Source organism: Skermanella sp. (assembly GCF_059503625.1).
Genome location: NZ_JCACHA010000991.1, coordinates 1 through 6305, shown reverse-complemented (window position 1 = coordinate 6305; position 6305 = coordinate 1). Strand labels below are relative to the sequence as shown.

7 protein-coding genes are annotated in these 6305 nt (G+C 63.8%); 4 read left to right on the top strand and 3 right to left on the bottom strand.

The features are described from left to right. Positions 1–697 (top strand): YsnF/AvaK domain-containing protein (locus AC5JJ6_RS36310; protein WP_496046698.1); only part of this gene is annotated, 697 nt, incomplete at its 5' end. A 63-nt stretch (positions 698–760) separates the two neighbouring features. Here AC5JJ6_RS36310 and AC5JJ6_RS36305 read toward each other — a convergent pair. From AC5JJ6_RS36305 to AC5JJ6_RS36295, 3 genes are all read right to left on the bottom strand, one after another. Next, positions 761–1183 carry a hypothetical protein gene (locus AC5JJ6_RS36305; protein ID WP_496046697.1) on the bottom strand — a complete coding sequence of 141 codons (423 nt, stop codon included), beginning with the start codon at positions 1181–1183 and terminating at the stop codon, positions 761–763. Positions 1184–1332: 149 nt separating this feature from the next. Further along, positions 1333–1869 carry a PepSY domain-containing protein gene (locus AC5JJ6_RS36300; protein WP_496046696.1) on the bottom strand — a complete coding sequence of 179 codons (537 nt, stop codon included), beginning with the start codon at positions 1867–1869 and terminating at the stop codon, positions 1333–1335. Between the two features lie 155 nt (positions 1870–2024). Beyond that, entirely contained in the window at positions 2025–2912 is an 888-nt protein-coding gene (locus tag AC5JJ6_RS36295; protein ID WP_496046695.1) for a MurR/RpiR family transcriptional regulator, read from the bottom strand. 137 nt (positions 2913–3049) lie between these two features. Between AC5JJ6_RS36295 and AC5JJ6_RS36290 the strand changes: the two genes are divergently transcribed. Genes AC5JJ6_RS36290 through AC5JJ6_RS36280 form a run of 3 tightly spaced genes read left to right on the top strand, consistent with a single transcriptional unit; the run spans position 3050 to position 6204 of the window. Further along, the gene (locus AC5JJ6_RS36290; RefSeq protein ID WP_496046694.1) at positions 3050–4033 is read left to right on the top strand and encodes a 2-hydroxy-3-oxopropionate reductase; all 984 of its coding nucleotides are present in this window, start codon (positions 3050–3052) and stop codon (positions 4031–4033) included. A 45-nt stretch (positions 4034–4078) separates the two neighbouring features. After that, the gene (locus AC5JJ6_RS36285) at positions 4079–5431 is read left to right on the top strand and encodes a dicarboxylate/amino acid:cation symporter (RefSeq protein WP_496046693.1); all 1353 of its coding nucleotides are present in this window, start codon (positions 4079–4081) and stop codon (positions 5429–5431) included. 32 nt (positions 5432–5463) lie between these two features. After that, the gene (locus AC5JJ6_RS36280) at positions 5464–6204 is read left to right on the top strand and encodes an aspartate/glutamate racemase family protein (RefSeq protein WP_496046692.1); all 741 of its coding nucleotides are present in this window, start codon (positions 5464–5466) and stop codon (positions 6202–6204) included. Positions 6205–6305: the final 101 nt, after the last annotated feature.

Sequence of the window (6305 nt, the reverse complement as noted above, 5' to 3'; positions counted from 1 at the left end):
CATGCCAACATCCATCATTGGATTGTTCGAAACCCAGGACATCGCCCGCAAGGTGGTCACCGCTTTGGGCAAGGCCGGCTTCGATGATGACAAGATCGAGACGATGACCAAGGCAGGCATCGATGAGACCACGGACCGCCTGGTGGAAGCCGGCTACGACAAGGACAAGGCTCGCCGCTATGGCGAAGCGCTTCAGAAGGGCGGCGTCCTGGTCGTCGCCGATGTGGAAGACGACAAGGCCGACGAAGCCCTGAGCACGATGCGGCGCTTCGACGTGCTGACCCCGGAAGCCCTGCTGGAGAGCGCCGGCGAAGACACCTCCGCCCAGGTGATCGAGGAGTCGCTGGACGTCGGCAAGAGGAAGGTCTCTGCCGGCAAGCGCCTGACGACGGAAGTCAGCGAGCGGGAAGTCGAGCAGACGGTCACGCTCCATGACGAAAGCGTCGAGGTGGAGCGCACCAAGGCGGACAAGACGCTGAAGCCGGAAGAGGCCGACAAGGCCTTCAAGGAAACCTCGGTCGAAGTCAGCGGCTACACCGAAAAGCCGGTGGTGTCCAAGGAAGCGCACGTGGTCGAGGAAGTCAGCCTGAGCAAGAACTCCGGCGAGCGCGACGTTACCGTCAGCGGGACCGTCCGCCGCCAGGACGTCACGGTCGAGGACGTCGACCGGAAGGCGAAAAGCTCGAAGGAGTCCTGACGCCGGGACGGGATGACGAGAGCGGAAGGACCCCCGGTGGGGGTTCTTCCACCCGCCGCGCCGTCAGAACAGCCAGCCGTTCACTTGAAGAAAGACCGCAACGACCGCAGCCACCACGATGAGGCCAATATTCTGCGTGGTAATCATGCCGCCTGCGGCGGCCGTGCCGCTGGCCCCATGTGTGTCGGGCGCGGGCTTGGAGCCGCCTTCGGGAAGGAACTGAACCAGACGTTCCGAGATATGGAAATAGTCGGGCAGTTCCGGACCGCTTCTGGGCAGCCGGGCGAGGATCGCGGCGAGAGCGGCAGCGGCGCCCGCGCGCGGCATCTCCGCCAGCCGGGCTGCCTCGCCCCAAGGGTCCATGCCAAGTCTTGCCATGGCCGACAGGATGCTCAGCGGCGTGCCGCTCTTCTCGTCCCATACCGGAGCGGAAAGAAACTCCTGCAAATCGGAGTGGTGCAAGTTGAACCCAGCGCGCATGGCCATATTGCCGATCCTGAAACCGAGACTTGAAAAGTTTTCCATATGTGGAATTATTTACCGGATATTTCAATTAGTAATATGGAAATTCCGCGATTCCTGAGTTCTGCCGCCATCGGTATCGCGATATCGATACCGATGGCGGAGCCGTTTTATCAGCGCTCGGTCTTGAGAACTTCACCGGTGGAACCGTCCACCTCGACCTCGCGGGTATCGTCGCCGACCAGCACGGTCACCTCGTAATGGATGCCGCCGCTGTCCTCGTCGATTTCGGCTTCCATGGCCTTGCCGTTGGCGTTCTGCTCGGCGACGCCGATCGCCTGGATCAGCGTCGTCTTGGCGCCGTTCAGCTTGCCGGCATCGACCTTGTTGACGCCGAGGAAGTCGGCAAGGCGGCCCTGCTCCTCGGCCTTGGTCGATTGGCCCGTGGCCGCGTCGATATGGTAGGTCATGACCTGATCGCCGTTCATGACCTTGATCTCGTACTGGGACTTGCCGTCGTCGCGCTCGAACTCCGCATCGACGGCGCGGGCCTGTCCGCCCTGGGCCTGTTCTGCGGCCTGGATCGCCTGGGTCAGCGAGGTGCTGGCCTGCGAAAAAGCCTTGTAGTCGTCGCTGTCGGCGGCGAAAGCCGGAGTTGCCAGGAGACTGGCGGCGAGCATTGTGGCGGAAAAGCCGAGCTTGGTGTTCATATCATCCTCTATGCGCTTTTGAGTCGGGGGCTTATGCCCCCGTTGTCAGCACTCAACGGATTGGATGACTGAAAAGTTGCCGCGCCAAGCACATCCGCAATTATGGCGCAATCGCGGCGCAACTTCGATGCTCGTCGGCTGAACTCGCCGTAATTTCAGAACTCGTCCAGGTTCTCGTGCATTTCCTCGATCCGCGCCAGACGCTTGCGCCCCTGCGCGCCGGTCCGGACGATGACCTGATTGGCCAGGATGTGGCAGAGCGCCAGCACCGCGACATGGTTGTCAAGCGGACCATGGGAGCGCGTGTTGCAGCGAAGCAGCCAGTCGGCGCCGGTGTCGGCGGTCATGCCGTGGTCGGCGATATAGGCGATCTTCGATCCCATTTGGCGGGCAGCGGTGGTGATCTTGCCGATCTCCTTCACCCGGCGGCGCAGGCCGAAGACGATGACGACGTCGGACGGCTCGAAGCAGGCGGTGTATTCCCCCAGCGTCTCTCCCGCCACCGGGAGCAGGCGGACGCCGTCGCGGACCTGGACGAACTGCCAGCGCAGGTATCCCGCCAGGAAATAGCTGTTGCGGAACCCGACCAGCCAGACCTGACGGGCCGACGCCACGGCCTCCGCCACCGCATCGATCACGGCGGGGTCGATCTGCTGGAAGGTGCCGCTGACATTGTCGGCGCAGGCCTGGAGATGGGCGTTGACGAAGTCGGCGCCGTTGGCTGCCGGCGCATGGTTCATCAGGTAGAGCGGCGATCCCCAGGACTTCGCCTCCCGCGCCAGCACGCGCAGTTCCTCGTAGTTGCGGAAGCCCAATCGCTGGACGAAGCGGCTGACCGCCGCGTTGGAGACGCTGGTCAGCCGCGCCAGCTCGGACGCTGAATAGCTGGCGATATCACCGGGATATTCCAGCATCAGGTCGGCCAGCCTGCGGTCGGTGGGTGACAGATCCTCGTAGCAGGACCTGATCCGGGCGGACAGCGATTGGGGCAGGCTGTGAGCTTCCATAGGGATAAGGGTATAGCCATGAAAATCTATTTTCATTAGGAACACTTTCTTTCCATAATCGCCGAGTGCGCTCCATCAAACCCCTCATCACGAATAAACTTTCCAGTCAGACAGGGATTGTGGTACGGAAATTCGTTTTTGGTCGATATACCTAGTGAAAAAATCTTTTTACGATGTTAACCTTCTCTCAACAACGACAAGGCCTTGAACCGAAGGCATGGAAGAACAACGACACGGGGGAGACGCGGGACATGAAGATCGGTTTCATCGGCCTCGGCATCATGGGCCGCCCCATGGCCGGACACGTGATCCGGGGCGGTCAATCGCTCCACATATACAGCCGGGGCACGCCGCCGCAGGAATTGGTCGAGGCGGGCGCCGTCGTCTGCGGGTCGCCGCGAGAGGTTGCGGAGCGGAGCGACGCCGTCATCACGATGGTCCCGGACACGCCCGATGTCGAAGCGGTGGTCTTCGGTCCCGACGGCATCGCGGAGGGTTTGGGCCGCGGCAAGATCCTGATCGACATGAGTTCGATCAGCCCGATGGCGACGAAGAAGTTCGCCAAGCTGCTGGCCGAACGGGGTTGCGAGTGGGTCGACGCCCCGGTGTCGGGCGGCGACGTCGGCGCCCGGAACGCCACGCTCTCCATCATGGCGGGCGGCTCTCCGGCGGCTTTCGAGCGGGTGAAGCCGGTCCTGGAACTGATGGGCCGGACCATCACCCTGGTTGGGTCCGCCGGCGACGGACAGACTGCCAAGGTTGCCAATCAGATCATCGTGGCGCTCACGCTGGAGGCAGTCGCCGAGGCGCTGGTATTCGCCTCCAAGGCGGGAGCCGACCCGATGCGGGTGCGCCGGGCGCTGATGGGCGGCTTCGCGAGTTCCCGGATTCTCGAGGTCCATGGCGAGTGGATGATCGAGCGGAACTTCGAACCGGGCTTCCGGGTCGAGCTTCACCAGAAGGACCTCAACCTGGCCCTGCAATCGGCAAGGGAATTGCAGGTGAGCCTGCCCAATACCGCCACGGCGCAGGAGCTTTTCAACGCCTGTGCCGCTCAGGGCGGAGGACGGCTAGACCATTCGGCGATCGTCAAGACGCTGGAACTGATGGCGGGTCACGAGATCGGCGGCAGCGCCGCCAAGGTATCCCAAACCTAAAGTCGTAACGCGCCGATGGCGCAACGAAACAGGGAAGGCAGACAGATGGCAACTCACGGCACGCCTCAGGCCGCCGGGCGCAAGCCGCTCTACAAGTCCCTCTTCTTCCAGGTCGTCGTGGCCCTCGTGCTGGGCATCCTGATCGGCGCGGTGTGGCCGGACTTCGCCCAGGCGCTGAAGCCGCTGGGCGACGGCTTCATCAAGCTGATCAAGATGATCATAGCGCCCATCGTGTTCTGCGTGGTCGTCCTTGGCATCGCGCAGGCCGGCGACCTGAAGAAGGTCGGCCGGGTCGGCATCAAGGCGGTGGTGTATTTCGAAATCGTGACGACCTTCGCGCTGCTGATCGGCGTGATCCTGGCCTACGCGCTCCAGCCAGGAGTCGGCATGAACATAGACCCGAGCACGCTGGACGCCGCCGCGATGTCGGCCTATGCCGACAGGGCCGGCGAGGTCCGGCACGGCACGGTCGATTTCCTGCTGAAGATCATCCCGACCACGGTCACCGACGCCTTCGCCAAGGGCGACATCCTGCAAGTGCTGCTGTTCGCGATCCTGTTCGGCGCCGCGTCGTCCTTCCTGGGCGAACGGGCGGCTCCGGTCGTGACCTTCATCGAGCGCACCTCGCACATCCTGTTCGAGATCATGTTCTTCATCGTCCGGCTGGCCCCGCTGGGCGTGCTGGGCGCCATCGCCTTCACGGTCGGCAAGTACGGCGTCGGCTCGCTGGCGCAGCTCGGCATGCTGGTGCTGATCTTCTACGCATCCTGCATCGTCTTCGTGCTGTGCGTGCTGGGATTGATCCTGCGGGTGGCGGGCTTCAGCATCGTCAAGTTCCTCCGCTACATCCGGGAAGAGCTGATGATCGTGCTGGGCACCGCGTCGTCCGACAGCGTGCTGCCTCAGTTGATGCGGAAGCTGGAAGGCCTGGGCGTCGGCAAGTCCACCGTCGGTCTGGTGATCCCCACGGGCTACTCGTTCAATCTCGATGGTTTCTCGATCTACCTGACGCTGGCTGCCGTCTTCATCGCACAGGCGACCAATACGCCGCTGAGCTTCACCGACCTGATGGTCATACTGGGCGTGTCGCTCGTGACATCCAAGGGCGCCCACGGCATTCCCGGCTCGGCCATCGTGATCCTGGCCGCCACCCTGACCGCGATCCCGACGCTTCCCGTCGTGGGGCTGGTGCTGGTATTGGCGGTGGACTGGTTCATGGGGATCGGCCGGGCGCTGACCAACATGATCGGCAACGCGGTCGCCACCGTCGTGATTGGCGCCTGGGAAAAGGACATCGACCGGGTGCGCGCCCACCAGGTATTGAACGGCGAAGTCACCGTGACGCTGGACGAGACGGAAGCCCTTCCCGAGCCGGCCGCCGCGACCGTAAGAGCCTGACTTAACCAAGACCGACAAACCTGAGGCATACCATGCGGATCAAGGTCATCAACCCCAACACGACGGCCGGCATGACGGCGAAGATCGGGGAGGCCGCGCGCGCCATCGCGGCCCCCGGCACCGAGATCGTCGCGGTCAATCCCGCCTTCGGCCCGGTCTCGATCGAGAGCCACTACGACGAGGCGGTCAGCGTCCTGGGCGTGCTGGAGGAAGTGCGGAAGGGCGAGGAAGAAGGCTGCGACGGCTACGTCATCGCCTGCTTCGGCGACCCCGGACTGCTGGCGGCCCGCGAGATCGCCACCGGCCCGGTGATCGGCATCGCGGAAGCCGCGATGCACGCCGCAAGCTTCATCAGCACCGGCTTTTCGGTCGTCACGACGCTGAACAGGTCCTGCATCATCGCCGAGCATCTGGTCGAGCGCTACGGCATGCACCACGCCTGCCGCAAGGTGCGCGGCACCGACATCCCCGTGCTCGACCTGGAGGAGACCGGCAATGCGGCGCTCCGCACCATCCTGGACGAGTGCCGGCGGGCACGGGACGAGGACCGGAGCGGCGCCATCGTGCTGGGCTGCGCCGGGATGGCCGATCTGGTCGCCACCGTCCAGCGCGAGATCGGCATGCCGGTGATCGACGGCGTCGCGGCGGCGGTCGTCCAGGTCGAGGGACTTGTCCGCCTGGGGCTGGGGACCAGCAAGCACGGCGATCTCGCATGGCCCTTGCCCAAACCCTACACCGGCAGTCTCAGCCACTACGCCGTAAAGGCTCGCTGAACTCGCGCCTGACTGGCTTGTGATACCAAGAGCCGGAGAGATTGACCTGTGACAATACTTTCGCCGCATAGGTCGGTGTAGAGCGAAGCGGCAGCCGACAA